The organism is Marinomonas sp., assembly GCF_039940335.1.
Lineage (GTDB): Bacteria > Pseudomonadota > Gammaproteobacteria > Pseudomonadales > Marinomonadaceae > Marinomonas.
Genome location: NZ_JBDVGW010000013.1, coordinates 851,684 through 870,592 on the forward strand (window position 1 = coordinate 851,684; position 18,909 = coordinate 870,592).

At 37.6% G+C, this 18,909-nt stretch carries 17 protein-coding genes; 1 reads left to right on the plus strand and 16 read right to left on the minus strand.

The window, feature by feature from the left end; genetic code table 11:
• Positions 1–44 precede the first annotated feature (44 nt).
• Genes ABJF92_RS13730 through ABJF92_RS13740 form a run of 3 tightly spaced genes read right to left on the minus strand, consistent with a single transcriptional unit; the run spans position 45 to position 4,127 of the window.
• Positions 45–1,256, minus strand: coding sequence for an oligosaccharide flippase family protein (locus ABJF92_RS13730; protein ID WP_446816352.1), 1,212 nt, complete (start codon positions 1,254–1,256; stop codon positions 45–47).
• Entirely contained in the window at positions 1,246–2,724 is a 1,479-nt protein-coding gene (locus ABJF92_RS13735; RefSeq protein WP_446816353.1) for a phosphomannomutase, read from the minus strand. Before ABJF92_RS13735 ends, ABJF92_RS13730 begins: the two co-directional genes overlap by 11 nt.
• Positions 2,724–4,127, minus strand: a complete 1,404-nt coding sequence (locus ABJF92_RS13740; RefSeq protein WP_446816354.1) for a mannose-1-phosphate guanylyltransferase/mannose-6-phosphate isomerase — start codon at positions 4,125–4,127, stop codon at positions 2,724–2,726. Before ABJF92_RS13740 ends, ABJF92_RS13735 begins: the two co-directional genes overlap by 1 nt.
• 151 nt (positions 4,128–4,278) lie before the next feature.
• Here ABJF92_RS13740 and ABJF92_RS13745 point away from each other — a divergent pair, with 151 nt between their 5' ends.
• The gene (locus tag ABJF92_RS13745) at positions 4,279–5,370 is read left to right on the plus strand and encodes an EpsG family protein (protein ID WP_446816355.1); all 1,092 of its coding nucleotides are present in this window, start codon (positions 4,279–4,281) and stop codon (positions 5,368–5,370) included.
• 38 nt (positions 5,371–5,408) lie between these two features.
• Here the strand turns inward: ABJF92_RS13745 and rfbD are convergent, their stop codons facing one another.
• The 13 genes from rfbD to ABJF92_RS13810 all read right to left on the minus strand — a co-directional run bounded on the left by rfbD (position 5,409) and on the right by ABJF92_RS13810 (position 18,908).
• Complete coding sequence (gene rfbD / locus ABJF92_RS13750) at positions 5,409–6,287, minus strand: dTDP-4-dehydrorhamnose reductase (RefSeq protein ID WP_446816356.1); 879 nt, start codon at positions 6,285–6,287, stop codon at positions 5,409–5,411.
• Between the two features lie 22 nt (positions 6,288–6,309).
• A complete protein-coding gene (gene rfbC, locus ABJF92_RS13755) occupies positions 6,310–6,843 on the minus strand; it encodes a dTDP-4-dehydrorhamnose 3,5-epimerase (RefSeq protein ID WP_446816357.1) in 534 nt (177 codons plus the stop codon).
• Positions 6,844–6,847: 4 nt separating this feature from the next.
• Entirely contained in the window at positions 6,848–7,735 is an 888-nt protein-coding gene (gene rfbA / locus ABJF92_RS13760) for a glucose-1-phosphate thymidylyltransferase RfbA (RefSeq protein ID WP_446816358.1), read from the minus strand.
• Positions 7,736–7,739: 4 nt separating this feature from the next.
• On the minus strand, positions 7,740–8,822 hold the full coding sequence (rfbB, locus tag ABJF92_RS13765; protein WP_446816359.1) for a dTDP-glucose 4,6-dehydratase: 1,083 nt from the start codon (positions 8,820–8,822) through the stop codon (positions 7,740–7,742).
• A 172-nt stretch (positions 8,823–8,994) separates the two neighbouring features.
• Entirely contained in the window at positions 8,995–9,315 is a 321-nt protein-coding gene (locus ABJF92_RS13770) for a sugar transferase (RefSeq protein ID WP_446816360.1), read from the minus strand.
• A gap of 771 nt (positions 9,316–10,086) precedes the next feature.
• Entirely contained in the window at positions 10,087–10,968 is an 882-nt protein-coding gene (locus ABJF92_RS13775; RefSeq protein ID WP_446816361.1) for a glycosyltransferase, read from the minus strand.
• A 1,042-nt stretch (positions 10,969–12,010) separates the two neighbouring features.
• Positions 12,011–12,745: a glycosyltransferase family 2 protein gene (locus ABJF92_RS13780; protein ID WP_446816362.1), complete on the minus strand. Its 735-nt coding sequence runs from the start codon at positions 12,743–12,745 to the stop codon at positions 12,011–12,013.
• Positions 12,738–13,757 (minus strand): hypothetical protein, encoded by a 1,020-nt coding sequence (locus tag ABJF92_RS13785; RefSeq protein ID WP_446816363.1) that lies wholly within the window; start codon positions 13,755–13,757, stop codon positions 12,738–12,740. The genes ABJF92_RS13780 and ABJF92_RS13785 overlap by 8 nt, the downstream gene beginning before the upstream one ends.
• A 219-nt stretch (positions 13,758–13,976) precedes the next feature.
• Positions 13,977–14,921 carry a GDP-mannose 4,6-dehydratase gene (locus ABJF92_RS13790; protein WP_446816364.1) on the minus strand — a complete coding sequence of 315 codons (945 nt, stop codon included), beginning with the start codon at positions 14,919–14,921 and terminating at the stop codon, positions 13,977–13,979.
• Positions 14,918–16,027, minus strand: a complete 1,110-nt coding sequence (locus ABJF92_RS13795) for a glycosyltransferase family 4 protein (protein WP_446816365.1) — start codon at positions 16,025–16,027, stop codon at positions 14,918–14,920. The genes ABJF92_RS13790 and ABJF92_RS13795 overlap by 4 nt, the downstream gene beginning before the upstream one ends.
• A gap of 1 nt (position 16,028) precedes the next feature.
• Positions 16,029–16,796, minus strand: coding sequence for a class I SAM-dependent methyltransferase (locus ABJF92_RS13800; protein ID WP_446816366.1), 768 nt, complete (start codon positions 16,794–16,796; stop codon positions 16,029–16,031).
• A complete protein-coding gene (locus tag ABJF92_RS13805) occupies positions 16,777–17,937 on the minus strand; it encodes a hypothetical protein (RefSeq protein WP_446816367.1) in 1,161 nt (386 codons plus the stop codon). Before ABJF92_RS13805 ends, ABJF92_RS13800 begins: the two co-directional genes overlap by 20 nt.
• Positions 17,934–18,908, minus strand: coding sequence for a hypothetical protein (locus ABJF92_RS13810; RefSeq protein ID WP_446816368.1), 975 nt, complete (start codon positions 18,906–18,908; stop codon positions 17,934–17,936). Before ABJF92_RS13810 ends, ABJF92_RS13805 begins: the two co-directional genes overlap by 4 nt.
• Between the last annotated feature and the right edge of the window lies 1 nt (position 18,909).

An 18,909-nucleotide genomic window follows, 5' to 3' on the forward strand; every position in this document is an offset into this window, starting at 1 on the left:
TAATATGTTCATAAATTTATAACACTCAAACATCTATTGAGCCTCTACCTATGAATTTTTAAGCTAAAGGCTATCATTAACAAGGCCAATATCAACTCCGTTACTACAACACTTATAGAAAGCCCAACAATACCACCCCAGTTAATAAAAAAACTAACGTAACTAAGGTGTGACGCCGCACAAAATAGATAAACTGTTAGAAATACCCTATGCTCTCCTCTGGCAGCTATTTTCAATTTTGAATAGTAATTTGAGATCGCTATAATTGGACATAAGAGTGAAAATACTTGAACAACAGGGATTGCATTCTCGTAGCCACTCCCTGACAAAACATACACTGCAAAAGGGGCAAAAAAGTAAAACAGAAGCCCACTACCTAGACCTAAAGCAGCTGACCCCCAAAACGCGGCTGAATCATATCCAACTCGAGAACAAAAAAACGGATAAAGAGCCTGGGCGAACACACCTATAAATGATTGTGCTGCTAGTCTTAACTTATCAGCAATACCATAAGCTGCGGCAAGTTCTGGTGTAGAAACTACCCCTAATAAAATTATATTAAACGAAGTATAAAATGAATTTGCTAGAACCGAAAAATAAATATAAGACGACTCCTTTATCGTTGCAGAAATCGCCGTTATATTAACTCTTTTAAATTGACAATAATCAAACTTATAAATAATAAATATTGAGTATAGAGCTACAAGAACCCAAGAAATGGATTGAATTAAAGCTGCTAGATATAAATCTTCTGGGCTATTAACAAACAACAACATCAAAAGCAACGAGCTTGTCTTGGTAATGAAATTACCGACAAAAATATTCTGCATTTTCTCCACCCCCTGAAAAAGCCAAATAGGGTAAAAAATGCTAGAAAATATACCAATAAGTAGAATACTAACTAATTCAATGCTATCGCGTAGGCTCTCTACAAATAAGCAAGCTATCAAATAAACAAGTGTTGCTAATGTAAATACAATCAATTTTGCAAATATTGTACTAGTAAATACTATATTTAGCTCTCTAGACTCACCATGACAAAGTGCGACTTTTCTTGTCGCCGTAAGGTTGAACCCAAAATCCGTAGCCTGCTGTACATACACGCTAATTGCCTGAGCGATGATGAGCAAACCAAGGTGCTCAATACCAAGAGCACGTGCCACCACAGCAACAGAGAGCAAGGGGAAAATATAGTTCACTCCCTGAACACCCAATAAAGCTATTAGGTTCTTTAAAATTTTTTGATTAAAAAGCATGTGTCTCTAAAACTTTTAACACAAGATCAACATACTGAGACGCAACACTCTGGCTTCTTGCTTCTACATAACACCTTAACTCAGGAGCATTGCCAGAAGGCCGTAAGTGAACGATATCAGCATCGCCCAATGTCATTCTAAGACCATCGGTATCATCCAAATAAACCACTTGTTGGTCTGAATCACTTTTTCCAAGTACTTTCAGCAGATCACCTCTTTTCTGAACATCAGCTTTTAACTCCTGAATTAGCGCTCGGCTTTGCTCTGTAGGAAAGTTTTTAATTCTATCACTGGCTGTGTATCGCGCTGGGTAGTTTCTTAAGAGCTCACTCACAACTTTGCCCTGCTGTGCAGCCATAGCTAGGACAATCATAATAGGAAGTGCTGAGTCTCGAGTTGGTAATGCTTTGAGTGTTTTTCCTTCAGCATCAAACTCAAGGTCTGAACCAACTAAAAAACCACCATTGGCTTCATAACCAACGACTTTCGGTAAGTCAGCCTTATTAGCAAGTTCACCCATTCCAGCGATAACATAAGGCGAGCCTATCTTAGTTCGCATGCAAACACGCTCAGGATCAGAAAGCTCTAAAACAGTATTAACATTAACAGGTGCGGCCACATGAGTAGCTTTAAGATAATCGGCACACAAAACACCGACTATATCGCCACGCAACCATTCACCATTTTCATCAGATATGAGCGGGCGATCGCCATCACCATCAGTCGAAACTATCGCATCAAGTTTATACTCTTGAGACCATTTGCGACCTTTTATGGCATCTTCTTCTGATACGGCTTCTGTATCTATTGGAACAAAGGTGTCTATTCTTTCTAATGAGATAACCTCAGCCCCAAAATGCTTCAGCAGCTTTTTTATGACATCTCGCGCAACACTTGAGTGCTCATATACGCCTATGCGCTTTCCCGTTAATACATTTTCAGGAAAAAGTCCTATATACCTTTGTTCAAACAACACCATGGCCGTTTGATCGGTTTCAGGAAGCGCCTTATTTTCTAGTTCTCGCAGGTCGTCTGCTAAAGAGACTTTTCCTGACATAATAGCTGTTTCATCAGCTTTACTGATTTCACCGTCAGGTCGATAAAACTTAACACCATTACGATCAAAAGGGATATGGCTACCTGTGATCATAACTGCAGGCATAACCTGCTGCATGGCATAGAACGCCAAAGCGGGTGTTGGTAACTCACCGCAATAAATGGCTTTAGCACCGCGAGCTTCTATTGCTCGAATAACGGCTTTGGCAATGCTTGAGCTACTTGGCCTTAAGTCTATCCCAACAGCAACTTCCTTTGTTTCTGGACATACGCTCTGTAAAAAAGACAGAGTGAAAGCAAAACAAAGCTCAGGGGTTAAATCTTTAACAAGACCACGAACACCACTGGTACCAAAAGCAACGCCAAGCTCATCGCTCAGTTTTTCCACTTGTAAAGAGTTCACAGCCGACATTATTTTGAACGCCCATATCGATCACTAAAACGTACGATGTCATCCTCACCAAGGTAACTACCAGATTGCACTTCCACTAATTCTAACGGAATCTTGCCTGGATTTTCCAAAGCATGAACCACGCCAACAGGAATATAGGTCGATTCATTTTCCGTCAGAAGGATCTCTTTCTCGCCATTTTGCACCTTAGCAGTACCTGAAACCACAACCCAGTGTTCTGCTCTATGGTGATGCATTTGCACACTAAGTTTTTCACCTGGTTTAACCATAATGCGCTTCACTTGATGACGGTCACCGAGATCCACGGTCTCGTAGCTTCCCCAAGGGCGATGGACCTGCTTATGGTACATATGCTCTTCGCGGCCTTCCTGCTGAATTCGTTTCACAATCTTTTTCACATCTTGTGAGTTGCTCTTGTCCATGACCAAAACTGCGTCTGCTGTTTCAACAATTACAAGATTATCGACACCTACCGCAGCGATTAAACGAGATTCCGAGCGAATCAAACAGTTTTGACTGCCTTCAGCCATGACATCGCCCAGCACAACATTTTGGTTTTCATCTTTGTCTGCATAGTCATATAGAGCATCCCATGCACCAATGTCGCTCCAATCCCCAGCATAAGGCACAACCTTCGCTTTTTGTGTTTGTTCCATTACTGCGTAATCAATGGACTCCGGAGGACAGGCTGAGAATAAATCGGCATCTACTCGTACAAAATCTAAATCTGCAGAGCGCTGTTCGTAAGCGTTTGAGACCGCTTGATAAATATCACTTCGGTGCGCGGACAACTCGCCAAGAAAACTCTTAGCGCTAAATAAAAACATACCACTGTTCCAGAGGTAATCCCCAGAAGCTAGATACCTTTCAGCAGTAGCAGGATCAGGTTTTTCGACAAACTCTGCAACGTCATTATTTGCGCCAGCCCGAATATAACCATAACCCGTTTCAGGTCGTGTGGGTTGCACACCAAAGGTCACCAGACTTCCAGCAACTGCAAACTCAGCAGCTTGTTTAATCGCTTCATTAAAAGCTTGTGAATCGCGAATAACATGATCTGCGGGCAAAACTAGTAACAAAGCATCTTCCGAGCTTTTAAACTGAGCCTCTAAAGCGGCAAGCGCAATGGCAGGTGCAGTATTACGCCCTTCTTGCTCTAGAAGAATACTTGCATTGGTTACGCCCATGTCTTGCAACTGCTGGGCAATTAAAAACCTGTGCTCTTCATTACACACCACAATAGGGGCAGCCACTTGTAGACCTTGGGTACGGTCAATTGTGCTTTGAAACAGACTTAGCCTTGCATCAGCTAAAGCTAGGCACTGCTTTGGGTAAAATTTACGGGATAAAGGCCACAGGCGGCTACCAACGCCGCCGGATAGAATAACTGGAATGACTTTCACAAAAATCCTTATAAATGCAAGTTAGCTTTTTACTTACTAGCCAGTTGGCGTATACTACATCAAAAGATAGCATATTTATGGAATAGACAACATAAGAAGCTAGCTAGAACATTTAAATTCATTTCATTGATGCTTAAATTCAGGATTTACTTTGACTTTTCTTGTATCTACCTTTGTTGCTACCTATTTTTCCCTTGTTACTTGGTTATACAGTAAACATAAAATCCAACTAGCGCTTTATGTCATACTTATCAGCGCATTAACCACTGTATTTTCTACCTACTTATCCCATGATTCCAAGCAGTACATAAACTTCATACAAATTCATGGCTCTGCTACTTTTAATGAACTAGCAACAAATCTAAAAAAGATTGAAATAACGTTCATTGCTTTGAGCCAACTGCTGCACCAGACACACCCACTATTTTTTTTCGGAATTTATTCAGTTAGCTCTTTTTATTTGAAAGTAACACTATTCAATAAAGCAAGTTCCGCCCCATTAATTACTCTAGCGACATTTTTAGCGCTCTATTCTATTTACTTTGACGGTACAGTAATAAGGGTTAGCCTTGGGCTAGCAGCATGTTATTGGGCCCTTTATGCTCTATCGAAAGATAAGTTATTAACCTACTGTGGTTTGATTTCGATTTTTGCTCTAACGCTACATTATTCATTGGCCATTTTCTTATTATTAGCCTTCACACGCTCGCAAAAAAGTATCATTTTAATACTGGCAGCTTATATACTTTTAGTTCTTTTGTACATTTTTGGGGTTGAGGTTGGGCTAGTAAGCGTGACTGAATTGCTTTTGAGTCTAGACAGCAGCATTCCAGGCGCATCTAAACTTCAATTTTATTTGAAGACACTCAACCTAAGTGATCCATTTTCGTTTTCACAAACCCCTTTGTTTGTTTTATCTCTTATTGTCTATTTCAAATACAAGCAGCAACTGAGCCGATTTGATATATTAATTTTTAATAGCTTCTTTTTGTCTTTCGTAATCTTCGCGGCATTTTATCATTCAGAAATCATTCAAGTCAGGCTCAGCGAAATGTTACGCTTTTCCGTTATTTTTATTGCCCCTTATTTTTATAAGCTCGCCCTCGATACACTCTCGTCCAAACGAACAGCACAAGCGACATTTGGAGCTTTTTTAGCCCTATACTTTTATTACTCTAATTTTGTACAAAAAATGATTTCCGAAGAGAATTTAGGGCCACTGTACAATCTACTTACCTACTAATTAATAGGTAACAGCGGTGAAATGAATAGTCGTCTTCTCTATTTATTAAAGCAGACGACACATTTTTTTAATCCAACCAACCAATTACTTGGTACCAAATTAAGCTCAGAAAGTGAGTGAGTATCTAACACGGAGAAAGCAGGTCGTTCAGCTGATGTAGGAAAGGTACTAGATTCAATGGCGTTAAGTGCAGGTCGATTGCCTAAAACACCTTCTTGCTCAGCAAGCATAAAGATGCTGCGAGCAAAACCATGCCAGCTTGTAGCAAGGTCACCGCAGAAATGATACACCCCCCAACTCAAAGCGGCCTGCTGCTCATATTGGTGACATACTGACTTAATGGCTAAAGCAAGATCACCCGCATAAGTAGGACAGCCATATTGATCGGCCACAACTCCTAGTTGGTTGCGCTCTTCTCCTAAGCGCAGCATAGTCTTCACAAAGTTATGGCCGTATTCACTAAAAACCCAGGAGGTGCGAAACACAATATGCTTAATTGCCGTTTCTGTGACGGCTCGCTCACCCGCTAATTTTGACTTCCCATAAACGCCCTGAGGGTGAGTTGCATCATCTGTTTTATAAGGAAGAACTCCATTACCATCAAACACATAATCGGTTGAAATATGTATGAGTGGAATGTTTGCAAGCTGTGCATAAATTGCTAAATTCTCAGCTCCATTAGCGTTTACCTGAAAGGCTTTTTCATGCTCATCTTCCGCTTTGTCGACAGCAGTATAAGCCGCTGCATTGACAATAATGTCCGGAAGGTCACGAGTTAAAACTTTTCCAACTTGATCTTGATCAGTAATATCTAATTCACCGGAGGCATAAGCAAAAATTTGGTGATCTGTACCTGCAAAAACATCTTGCAAACTTCTACCTAGCTGACCGTTTTTCCCTGTAATTAATATACGCATAATTTACTCTAGTACAGCCCACTTATATATCTTTTAAGCACAATGCGTTTTGGTCTTTCTCTGACAAAATAGGCTCAATACCCACTGGCCAGTTAATACCAATATCTGGATCATTCCAAATAATCGCCCCTTCATCACTAGGATCGTAATACTCAGTACATTTATATTCAAAGTCCGCCGTATCACTTAAGACAACGAAACCATGAGCAAGACCTGGCGGCACCCAGAACTGGCGCTTATTCTTCTCGCTAAGAACCACGCCTTCCCATTGCCCATAAGTTGGTGAGTCTTTACGAATGTCTACGGCTACATCGAACACCTCACCACGAACAACACGTACTAACTTCCCTTGGGGCTTAGTTTTTTGAAAATGTAAGCCACGTAAAACATTTTTACTGGACCGAGAGTGATTGTCTTGCACAAAAGGTAAACTGATGCCTGCTTCCATCTCATATCTTTCTGCTTGAAAAGTCTCTAGAAAGAAGCCTCTTTCATCGCCAAAGACTTTAGGCTCTACAATCACCATTCCTTCAATAGCAGTTTTAATAACATTCATAACTTTACTTGTAACCCTCTGCCACTTTTAATAAATATTGACCATAGCCGGTTTTTCTCAGCTGGCTACCTGCAGCAGCAAGCTCTAGCTGGCTCAACCAGCCCTGCCTGTAAGCGATTTCTTCTAAGCAGGCAATTTTAAGCCCCTGCCTATGCTCAACCGTTTGAACAAATTGCCCAGCTTCTAATAATGAATCATGAGTACCTGTATCCAACCAAGCAAAGCCACGCCCTAAAAGAGACACTTTTAAGTCGCCTCGCTGTAAATAAGCTAGGTTTACGTCTGTTATTTCCAACTCACCGCGCTCGGAAGGCTTAATACTCTTAGCAATATTCACAACATCGTTATCGTAAAAGTACAAACCAGTGACCGCATAATTGGATTTAGGAATAATGGGCTTTTCTTCAATACTAATGGCATTTCCATCAGTATCAAACTCCACCACACCAAAACGCTCCGGATCATTTACATGGTAGCCAAACACGGTCGCACCAGAGCTTTGCTTAGCAGCTTCAGTTAAAGACTCTGAAAAGTGCTGACCAAAAAAGATGTTGTCGCCCAGCACTAAAGCAACATCATTATCACCTATAAAGTCTTCACCAATAAGAAAAGCTTGCGCGAGCCCATCGGGCGTTGGCTGAATAGCATACTCAATAGAAATACCAAATTGACCTCCATCACCAAGAAGCTTCTGAAAAGAAGCTTGATCTTCAGGTGTTGTGATAATTAATACTTCTCGAATACCTGCCAACATCAAAACCGACAGAGGGTAGTAAATCATCGGTTTGTCATAAATAGGCATCAGTTGCTTTGAGGTAGCTAATGTAAGGGGATGTAAACGTGTACCACTACCCCCTGCAAGAATAATACCCTTGCGAGATTTAACTTCCATTTTATTACCCCTTGTCGCCAATGCGGTCTAAGCGGTAATCACCAGATAAAACTCTTTTCCACCACCAGCTATTATCTAAGTACCACTGAACCGTTTTACGCATGCCAGACTCAAAAGTCTCTTGAGGCTTCCAGCCTAGCTCCTTATCAATTTTACTCGCATCAATAGCATAACGAACATCGTGCCCTGGCCTATCTTTTACAAACGTAATTAAGCTTCTATAAAAGCCTATATTATTTGGCTTTTCAGGCACAAGTTCTTCCAACAAGTCACAAATAGTATGTACCACTTCTATATTACGCTTCTCGTTGTGACCGCCAATATTATAGGTTTCACCAATCCTTCCATTAGTTGCCACTTCTACCAGGGCACGGGCGTGATCTTCTACATACAACCAATCACGAATTTGTGAACCATCTCCATACACAGGTAAAAGCTTGCCAGCTAACGCATTAAGAATAACATGGGGAATTAGCTTTTCAGGAAAGTGATAAGGCCCATAATTGTTAGAACAATTAGTGACTACTGTTGGCAGACCATAAGTACGAAGCCAAGCCCTTACCAGATGATCGGAGCTTGCTTTACTAGCAGAATACGGAGAGCTTGGCGCATAAGATGTTTCTTCAGTAAATAAAGGCAGGTTACCACCTTGTTCATCAGGATGAGGCAAATCACCATAAACTTCATCAGTGGATATATGATGAAAACGAAAACCTTCCTTTTTTTCACCCTCCAACTGCAACCAATATTTGCGACTGGCTTCCAGCAATGTATAAGTACCCACTACATTCGTTTGGATAAATTCACCAGGGCCATCTATTGAACGGTCTACATGGCTTTCAGCTGCTAAATGCATCACAATATCTGGTTGCTGCTCATCAAAAACACGACCTAAGGCTTGAGCATCACAAATGTCAACACATTCGAAGCTGTACCGATCACTTTGTAGTGAAGCAGGAATAGACTCTAAATTACCGGCATAGGTTAATTTATCTAAGCTAATGACTGAGTGCTGCTCATCACTCAACAAACAACGAACAACAGCACTGCCAATAAAGCCAGCGCCTCCTGTGACTAAAATTTTCATTACAGTTTAACCCTTTTAGACTATTTATAAGTATATGCTAGTTTAACAGGAATATATAAGAACGATTAAGCTTACTAGGAAGCTAGAGAGTATCACGAATAAACACCACTTTATTGGGCTTTCTGAAGGCAACTTGGTAAGTCTAGCATTCCATACGATATCACTAATGCCGTCAATCGCTTGATAGCTTGATCGGACGGCGCCCTCCCTTTGAATTACGAGCTTGAGTTAACTCAATTTGGCTGAGAAGACCGCGCCTTGTCCCTTCCAAATTCATTTCGACTTTAAGCACGCTCCGCCATTGAGGAAGCTGGTCTAACTTAGTGCGTCGAAAGAAGTCTCTTAGCTTCGAAATTGAAAAGGTAGACGCCAAATGGCTTACCATCGAAACAGTATCTACCACCATGCTTAGGAACTTAACCAAAACAAACGGCTTTTTGTCATGTCTACTCGTCCTTGTAAAAAATGGATAACCAGTATCAAACAACCCCATAATGTACAAGAGCACTAAAAAAACAGAAGGAAATCAAAAAACCGAACAACGACAAACTAAAATCCAATCCATTATTAACAATAAAAACTTAAGCGTTTATATTAGCCACTAATTCAAAGCCATGCTCGACACTATAAGACAGCTTTTTACAAGTAGATTTAGTAGATTCTAAATCTACTTGTAAAAAGCCTACTAAAATGATCTGCTACATCATTTTAGTCTAACCGCTCGCTAGCCGCATTAAAGCAGAATATAGGCAACAGGTAGAAAAAAATCTGCTCCCCCCATAGCCATTAAACCATCTGTGCAGTTGATAGATCATCGTCATTGGACACTAAAAATATGCGATTGTCGGCATAAGGATGCTTGATACATAGTTTAATTAAATCTACTAAATTATAAACTAACACTAAACTGCGTTTATTAGCGCTGATAGTTCGAAATGAAAGCGGGGCACCTTTACTGCCCAAGTTCAGTAACGAATCAAAATTAGTTTTTACTCATTACTTAGCCCATAAAGGGCAATCGTACATACTCATCATCAAAAAATGGAAAAAACATCTTCACTCCCCCCTCCATTTATCTTAACAGTCCGATAAAAATAAAACGTTTAACTTCCGCTTCGGGGGCCGAACTCACCAATAAAAGTGCTAACTTCTGCGAAAAAACCTCTGATTTTAAGGCAACAGATATAGAGTTATCACTTCCAACTAAAGCCTGAATTAATCGATTACCAAGAAAACCATTAGCACTAGATAAAAGTCCCCTCTATTAGTACCACCCAAAAACAAATAATAAAATAAGAACAGCTCTATCTCTTAGACGGCGACGGAAAAAATTTGCATTCAAAACCCTAAAAAAGTAACTTTCTAACTTACTTGACATCAGGGGATCTACTAAATCAGAAATATTTTTCACTTGATTTCTATACCAATGTTGTCTAATCAAGATAAGTCTTTTTTTATAAGCTCTAAGTCCATTATTGATACCTACTTGGTTATTCTCATGCTGCCAGTAAAGCATTAAAGGCTTGTCATCAATATACCAAGTAAAACCATTTTTCCGACAAAAAGCATAAGCTAGCCAATCATGTAAACTAACGCGATTAATTATATCTTGATTTCTTTGGACAAATTGTTGAAAAGCTCTAGCTGACTTAGAATTAAAAACGTAAGTACAACCAGGGCCAGCAGCCTCAAAAAAGTGATCGAATTTTTTTTGAGGATAAGATTTTTTGATTAACTGTTTTTTTCCACTTGACCAAAAAGCTGTGACATCAGAAGAATAGACATCACAACTCTTAGAAGCTATTAATGAGCACGCTCTTTCTAACTTACCTTCCAACCAAATATCGTCCTGATCAGAAAAGGACACATAATCGAAACCTTTTAAGTCTACATCTCTAAGAAGACGATAAAAATTGGCACCCGCACCACCGAAGCTCTCTCCATATTCCAGAAAAATGACATTTTCAGTTCCTTTAGCTAGCTGATTCGCCCAAATATCTGTACCGTCCGTGGATAAATCAACACTAATAAAAATCGTGACACACACATTTTTTTGAGTTAGAACACTATTAACCTGTTCTTCAATCCAATCCATGCCATTATAAGCTGCTAACAGTACAGCGATTTTCGGAAAACCTTGTGACAAACTTAATTCCTCATATTGGCCAAGATACCAACCATAACAAATTATCTATTATACCAGACAATTACATGCGCCAATGCACAGTTTTTAAATTAGCAACAGCTTCTTAACTAGTTTTATCTAGCACGAAGAAATCAGGCTACTTTGCAGGATTGAGATAATTTATTATAAAAATGAGTGGACTTCCGAGATTTAGCTAGACAGTAGAAACTGTCTGAAAAATACTTTTCTTCGAACTTAGCTGGTGACACCCCGCCTGTATGTGAATGCCGTTTTATCGGAATGCAGAACATCTCAAAAAAGCTAAATATCTGACATTTTAATTCTTCTCGTATCGAGTATATCTTTCGTTTTACCACTCTTTTTAAAGGTCGCAAAAATATTCACCCACCGCATTATCATGGCAATTGCCTCGGCGACTGATCGACGGTACTAAGTAATGAGCCTTCATAAAAGCGAGATAGTCAGAGCTCGCATATTGGCTACCCTGATCGCTATCTTTTAGGCTTATGCTGCCAGATAGTCATTAATAGAGTATTAATGACTAAGTGCCGTTCCATCATTTTATCCATTGCCCCCCAGCAACACGTCAGGAAAACAAAGCAATAATAAGCCCTAACGTAGGTAATAACACTTACCCTCGCTTTATTAGCGGCATCAGAGGTAAATTGGCGCTTTAATATGTTGTAAGCAAACTTGCCTACTTTACCTCCATGGATAGGGTGACGCTTATAACCAATCTGAGCCGTAGTATTGTTATTACACATAATTTTGGCAACACAATGTACACTACAGAATTCTCCCTCATCTCGTAGGTAATGGTGTATCCGTGAACCTTCATAGACTTTTCACGTATTCGCTCTAAAAGTGACTTGTCTTCAATACTCCGATCAGATTGCGGCTATACTAACCATGCGTAATAGCCGCTTCGATGAATTTTAAAGGCGCGACACATTAATTGAACAGAATGTTCTTTTTGGTGGTCTCGAACAAAGGCTAACTATCTAAAAGTATTTACATGTTAGATTCAATACATCTAAAGATATTATTTTTTTAGAAGCCGACTTATTTTTTTAACTGCAAACTTTAGTAAAGTAGAAAAATTTAAAATATAAGAAAAAACAAAGCTTAAGTGCTTTTTCCTAATCATCATTTCTTGTAAGTAACCTTGGAAATCTACATTTTTCGAGATTCCAAGTTCTGAACATTGCGCAATATTAATATCTATATATTTGACCTTACACTTTCTTAAATACGCAACTAGGTTTATTTCATAATCAGCCAGTATCGAATACTCTGAACTGAAACCTTTCCCATTGAATAAGCTTTTATGATAAAAAGCAGACTGATGATGTAGTGTATTCCTTAATAGAATCCTCCAGTCCAATGATGACATGAACTTTTCACCATTATCGTAAATAACATTTCCAAAAATAACTTTTCCATTATCAAAATTTAATAAATGAAATATATCATGCAACACATCTTTTCCATAAAGGCGATCATCTGAACCTAAAAAAATCAACCAATCCCCAGTTGATCTTTTTATACCTTTATTCATTGCATCATAGATTCCATTATCTTTTTCGCTCACAAAAGAGTCTATATTTTCTTTATACTTATCTATTATTCTATTTGTATTATCAATTGAACCTCCATCTATTACTATTAGTTCAAAATCTCTAAAGGTTTGTGAAGTTATACTTTTTAAACAACTCTCAATATACTCTTCATTATTATAAACAGGAACAATTACTGATATTTTCTTTGCCTTATTCATTTTTCCTCATTATTTTAACACTGCGCTCAGAAAACAAAAATATGGATATTATTAACCAGTAATATCCAAGCCCCCAACCAACCCCTCCGAGTATCCCTGAAAATATGATATACGATGTTACTATTGAACCATCAATTCTATAATACTTATATGCTTTAAAAAAGAAAAACAAAAAGTATAAAAGAACAAGCACTCCATGCTTTATTACAAATCTAACAAAATCATTATGTGCATGTACACCACCAAGCAATAAATAATCTGCCCATCCATTTCCAAACAGAATCACATTAGGGTGTGTGTAAAGAAATTCCAGTCCATGCATCATACCTGTTGCTCTAGCCAAATTGCTTGCATCAAAAATTCTAAGATACTCCCTATCAGAAGCAAAGTTAAAACTTCCAGAAAAAATAAAAAGAAACACTAAGGCGAGTATTGGAAGCAATATAAAAGATATAGCGATCACTCGCGGAATTTTCCTATAGAGAAACCGAAAAAATTTCATGTTGGACAATACCCTTTCAATTAACACAGCCAACAATACATTTCTAGACCCTAGCATCACAGCCAATAAAACACTAAGAAAAATGCCAAATCTATAATAACGGGAAAGTGCAAAAAAGAATGGTAACATTATAAGCCCAAATACATTTCTATCGTAAAAAATACCAAACCACGTAGAGGCATCTACATCTAGAGGGACAACAAAAGAAAATATGCAAACAAATGATATAGACAGTAGAATTTTGACTGTAGCGCTTGTAACTTTTAGATTTAAGCGGGTCATTAATGGAAATATTGTTATAGCATACAAAGTAAGCAGACTAAAACCAGAAGTAAATAAAAAAGAACATAATAAAAATAAAAAGGAAAAGCCCGCCCCAAAAAGAAACAAAGAAAAACTATACTTATCATACTTAGTCAGAGCGAGTATAATTACCGATATATATATTCCAGCATAACTAAATATTCCAGAAGGTATATAGAGTAAGGCAGCAATAAATGTTAGCAACATCAGACTTGACCTTTAAAAAATATAAAGAAAAATTTGGTATCGAAATTGAAAAATACTTTTCGATCAGTTACCTTTCATGACATTACGGTAACAGTAACGACAACATACCAAAAGGTTAATTTACTTTCTTTACCCACTGGCCATAACCTATAGTATGACCATAAATCTTAGTCACCAAAATAGACCAATAACTCTAGAAAAATAATTTGAGGCAATAACCTACATTAACATCATTCTAACCACATCCTTCATTTTAGACTTCGCAATCCAATTAAGTTTATCCCTCGCCTTGCCAGCATCCCCAACACTCACTAACAAATCAGTTGGACGAATAAACTCTTGATTTTGCGTTACATGATCTTTCCATGCTAAACCTAGTTGATTAAAAGTTTCAGCAACAAAAAACTCCAGAGGGTTGGTTTCTCCTGTCGCAATAACAAAATCTTCAGGAGTATCCTGTTGCAACATTAACCACATTGCCTCAATATATTCTGGAGCCCACCCCCAGTCTCTTGAAATATCAAGTCTACCTAACTCTAAAACTTCGCTTGAACCCTGTTTAATCCGTTTTGCTGTGGAAATGATTTTTTGTGTTACAAACCTCTCTGGTCGCATAGGGGATTCATGATTAAATAAAATACCAGTGCAGGCAAACAGATTATAAGCTTCACGATAATTATCTACCAACCAAAAGGCAGAGGCCTTAGCTACTGCATAAGGGCTTTGAGGATGAAATGGAGTATCCTCATTTGCCGGCAAGCCACCCGTATCTCCAAAACATTCGCTTGATCCTGCAAAATATATTTTAGGCGGATCATTAATCATTCGACAGGCTTCCAATATATTTAAAGCGCCAAACGTGATACTTTGAATTGTTTCCGCAGGTTGCTCAAAAGAAAGACCAACTGATGATTGCCCAGCTAGGTAATATATCTCTTGAGCTTGAGAATTCCGCAGAGCAACTAGAACACTTCGGAAGTCTTCTGGAACCATCGTTAAAAATTTAATATCATTTTTAACTCCACTTTTCATTAAATTCAAGAATCCTGAACCTTGTGCATCTCTAGAGCTCCCCCAAACTTCATAACCTTTTGACAATAAAAATTTTGCGAGATAAGTACCATCTTGACCACTTATTCCACAAATTAACGCTTTTTTTTTCATACCTTACCTGATAATTTCTTATAAATTTTGAGAGTTTCTTTTGCGCACTTCTGCCAAGAGTAATTTTTAACATTCTCAAAGCCTTTTGATATAAGGCCCTTTCGAAGCTCATCTGAAAAAATTACTTTTTCAATGGATTCCCGTATAGAATCTATACTTTTTGGGTCGAAATACTCTCCAGCATCTGACACCACTTCCGGCATTGAGCTAGTATTAGAGGAAACTACTGGACAACCTGCCGCCATTGCCTCCAATGGCGGCAAACCGAACCCTTCATAAAGAGATGGATAGATGAAAGCATAAGCATTAGCATAAAGTTGCGCTAATTTACCATCATCACCACTAACTTGCATAATATGGCTGGAGTTTAGACCTAATTGCATAATGAATAAAATTTCCGCTCGGCTTAAGCTTCCACCACCAAAAGCAACAATCGAAAAATTTGATCTTAACGCTTCTGAAGAAGCAAATGCTCTAAGAAAACCCGAAAAATTTTTATAACCGGAGCGCTCACCTACATATAATAAATAGGGTTTTTCCAGCGACTTATATTCATTCTTGCCAATTTGAAATTTAGTGAAATCAACCCCAAGATGCACTACAGAAATTTTAGCGCTTTCTATCCCAAAAATTTCTACAAGATCTTTTTTAGTGCTATGCGAAATACTTATAATATGATCAGCTCTTGAAAATGTTTTCTTTTTACGTAGCGTGGTTTTATCTCGTTTAGAAAATCCATCACTATATAACTCATGAATCATGTCATATACAGAAGTAACACGTATCGAATTTGTATTTAATTGCGGTAATGATGAATAATATGTCTCATGTATTATGTCTGGTGCCCAACACTTCATTTGGACCTGACTAATAGCATTATTAAGAACTTGAAATACAGGACCAGTTTTCGGTGGGTATTTAGAAAGTTTAAAACCGCGAATAACACCTGAAGGTAAAGTTTTTAGATAATTATTCCGATGAAGACCCGCAAAAACGCCTACTTCTTGATTATTCTTTAACATTTCCTCAGCAAGGATTGTATAGTATCTGGAAATACCACCATATGACTGATATGTAAAAGTCTGATGATCAAAGGCTATTCTCATATCATGGATACTCCTTCATTATCAAATGATCTTCCCATGTTTTAGAGTTAAGCTTTATTGAAATTAAATCATGAAGACCTAATCGAGTAAATTTCAAGCTAAATAAAACCCATTGCGGTATCTTTCTTTTAGTTAAAAAGTGCAAGGAACCTGATCGATAGTAATTAACAGAGAATTTTTTAGATATATAGTCGAACGTTTTTTCTGAAAAGAATGAAATATGCTGCCCATGTTCTAAACCGAAATACCACCATTCTTCAGGATTAGGCATAGATTTAGGATATAATTCTGTTGAAAAAATAATAGTATCAGATATATTTATTAATTTCTCAATTTCTAGAATAGGATTAACAAAGTGTTCAAAGGCTTCAAATGAAGTTACGGCATCAATTTTTTTAATACCATCCCACTCAAAGCCATTAGAAAACAGGTTTTGTGTATACTTATCGTCCCAATAAAAATCAAAACCTATATCTCTCATCATTCGAACAAAAACACCATATCCTCCGGCATAATCTAAATACGCCCCTTTACTACTAAAAACAAAATTCAAAAATACTGTCAGTTTTTTTGAAAAATAAAGATTACGTGATATATAACCGGTATCAGATAAGTTAATCGACTGAGAATAAGACTCCTCTAGCCAATAAGGCTCCTCAGTCTGTAAGAAATCGCATTCTTTGCAGCGAAAATAATCTACTTTATATTTTTTAAGTATGATCCCTGAAAAAATCAAATCATTTTCAGTGTTACATATTTTGCACTTCATCACTGATAATCCTGCTAATAATTTCTTTAAGGTTTGAGTAGTAAGCATCTTGACTATTATTAGTCAGTACCACCCTGAGATTTTCTTCCGCCATTACAGAAAGTTCATCGTACGAATAATTCTCAGCTTCAAAAATTGCTTTTTCAATACCTAAGAAATCAAGGCTTTCTATGAATATTTCATAACCTGTAGAGACACTCGATTCGTGACTAACAATAGGTATCAAAGCCCCGTTACCAATAGCTGTTAATACTGAAGGTGCCCCCCCCTCTGAACAAGAAGGGTAAATAATGAAAGTACAAGAGCCAATAATTTCTTTAAACTGATTCGACTGTATATCGACAAAGCCATGAACAACAATATTTGGTGATTTAAAAAGCTCTTTATCATAAAGTTTCATGAAATCTGGTTCAGAAAAAATACTCCCACAAACATGAAGAGTTAAATCTAATCTAGTAGAAAAATACTCAAGACAAAGATCCAACCCCTTATGAACTAAACCTGAACTTCCGAACCATAAGAAATTCTTACTTTTAGTTCTATCTCTTTTTCTAGAAATATCATTAGCATCTAATACTTGATAAAAAGGGGCAGGTAAAGTGTAAATAGGTCCTTTATAATATTTTTTGTATGTATTCTTACACTCATGATCGCCAAGAGCTATAATAGAATCAACTAAACATGTTTGATGAGACCAGGTTTTTTCTACAAATCGAGCAGACTTTGCTAACCAGACACCTTTTTTTTCATATATATCTTTTACTCTATTTAAGCTTGCGGTATTTTGGTGTGAGACATGCATTCCAGCACCATAGTATATGGTTTTTTTTCCAGTCAAGCCACTCTCAAAATAGTTTTGAAACACATCACCAAAACCATAAATCACATCATACTTTTTCAAGTTAGAAGGGGGATTTAAATAATGCATGACATCGACTCTATACCCCAGTTCATTAAATACTTTGGCAGCAGCCATGACCTCAAAACTATTAGTATGAGTCTTAGTTTTATTTTCACCCCTAAACGGTCTAGTTATATAAGAAATTAAAACTTTTTTATTAGTCTTTTTTTTGAAGAAATTTTCTACAGGCCTATCTGCATACATACAATATAGAAAGCGTAGCCCTTTCATTAAAATCATTTAAATAACCTTTTTAAAGCTCGCACCTTGTTATACACTTTTAAAAACCTTAAAAGTCGAACCACACTCTCACGCCTTACTGACTTCCTACTTTTTAGCTCATGAAGAGAGATATCATATTTGTAATTAACATGTACATCAGGATAAAAATCAATATAAGCAGAAGATTTGAGACTTTCTTTTTTTATAAAATGTGAATCCGTAGCGCCAACCCCATGAGTCCCTTCGACTCCAACATTCGAAATCATATTAACTTTTGGTAGAATACAAAGGCCATGATGATAAAGACAGCAAAATACCCACTGAATATCCCAAGTATCCATATAGCTTGTCTCTAGCATATCGAATGTATTTCTAAAATGTTTCCAAATATAGGAGGAGAAGTATTTTCTTTTAAAAAAATCTTTAGTGTGGCTAGTATTCCATTTGGCCATATCAACATCATATAAAGACCAAGCTCTTCTCCATGTTCCCCAGCCCCAAATAGTCATATGTTCTGAAAATGAGTAAGGAGCTTCTAACGATGAATCTCCTAAGTAATTTGTCCCTGTAACCATCATGATTCGATTATCATTTTTGTATTTTTCAAGACAGTTTTCCATAAAGTAGAAAAAATCCTGATTAGGAACAACATCATCCTCTAATATTATGCCTTGCTTTTCATTTTCAAAAAACCAAGTTATAGCACTACTAACAGCATATTTACAACCTAGGTTTTCCTCTCTGAAGAGTGTTTTAACGTCACAATCCCAGTCAACACTCTGACAAACGTAATCACGAACAGACTGAACTACTTCAGCTTCACCTACTTTATTTTTTCTAGCACCATCCGCTGCAATATATATACGTGGAGGCTTCACTTCGCGGATAGCCTCGAAAACTTGTTTTGTAGTGTCTAACCGATTGAATACTAAAAAAAGTACAGCTGTATTCAACATATTTGGCGCACTGATTTTCTTATCTTCAAACATT